1 pseudogene is annotated in these 1,658 nt (G+C 40.0%); it reads right to left on the bottom strand.

The annotated features are described in order from the left end of the window. Positions 1–276: 276 nt before the first annotated feature. A pseudogene (locus H3U96_RS11045) lies at positions 277–1,658 on the bottom strand (hypothetical protein); the annotation flags it as partial.

The raw sequence follows: 1,658 nt of genomic DNA, 5'->3' as shown, positions 1-1,658 counted from the left end.
ACTTTATTTCAGCTTGACTGACTAAATTATCACCGAATATTGCGGTTAAAATCATCTATAGAGTATAGTGCTTGAAAAAAATCTACGCAACTGTATTTAAAGGTTTAATTGTTAAATTTTGTAAATATTATTAGGAAGTTAAGTCTTTAAAACACAGTATTAACCTTTCTGTAAAAACCCTGCTCCGGAAAAATAAACCTATTGGTACGGGTAATTAAGTTGTGTCGTATTTTTATCAGCCACGTCAATTAGCGCCTTTTTAAGGCGCTAATAAATTTATTTATCTTCTTTCTTCTCATCCCCCGTGACGCAAAATACTGCAGCATCACCGTTTTTTATAGGGGGATCTTTAATCATACCGTAAACAGCGGTCGCGGCATACTGGGTGGTGCTATTGCTTGTATCATTAGGTTTTTCCGGATTAGTTGGCACCGGTTCACTCGACCAATAAGAATAGTGGTTTCTCGCCTCATCCTTGTATCTAGTCATATCACCCCACTCAGCTAAAAATCCGGCTCCAATTCGTCGCGAATAATGATAAGTATTTGATGGATAATCGCTTTTTGGGCAGAAATAAGAGCCAGAACAGAATGATGCGTTAGTTAATTCTCTAAGGCGTGGAAGACGATAACCTAAACCTAAACCTAGATTAAGACACCATGATCCCTGTCTGGAAGCTACCGCTGTTTTACTACCTCGGTTGACAAACCACTGCTTTAACACAAAACCATACTTCAACATGATATCATTATTGTGACTATCTTTACCTTTACCCACCAACTCAAATGTCTGAGGCAATAATGGAGCAATTATTTTCTTACCTGCCCAACCCGGATCATCTACACGCCATTGCTGCGGTGTAGCCACGGGACCATTTAAGGTGACCCGGACAATACTAGGGTCTGAGATATTTAAATAGGTCATAGTCGCTTTAATATCTCCCTTAGGTGAAACAGGATCCCATGTTAATTGCGTATCAATACTACCTAGCACCAAATCAAAATATAAACCATCTGCGCCAGTAGTAGGAAAATTCAGACCATAAGATGACGGTTCGGATGACTGAACAAGAAACCCTAAGCCTGTGTCCCACATAGAAAAAGGACCAGCACGTTCGCCGTTATATTCTAACAGAGGTCTGGCAGAGCAAATATCCGCTGTTGGCTGTGGTTTAATATAATAAGTGACAGTACTTGCAGTAAAAGACGTACTTTTAGGGATACCATAGCGGGTGGATAAGATAACATCATCAGTTCTTAATATCACTCGATAAGGTGCTTTACAAATGGTCGGCACATTGTTACGAGTAACCGGACGGTCAAATTTATCAAGGATAGATAAATGCAACTGCCCTGTAACGGTAAAATCACCATCGCCATCATCATCATCCCAATAGTTATAAGGCGTACCGATAAGGGTACTCAACGGTATGGCATTAACATTAGTTGGCACCAACATATCAATATCGGCAAAACTCTGACCGGCAACCGGCAGTAAAATAGCATGTGATGAATTTGAGTTATTACTTTCCGGTGTTAATGTCGTACCATCAGAGAAGGATATCTTCATCAGTTCGTCTAAGTCTATCGCGCGTGTTTGACCACCATCAAAAGTTAAATAAGGGCCATTACCGTGAATAACATTTGTTGTATAAGCGG

It is taken from the genome of Gilliamella sp. M0364 (genome assembly GCF_016100565.1).
GTDB classification, from domain to species: domain Bacteria; phylum Pseudomonadota; class Gammaproteobacteria; order Enterobacterales; family Orbaceae; genus Gilliamella; species Gilliamella apis.
This window is presented reverse-complemented; position numbering and strand designations above follow the sequence as displayed.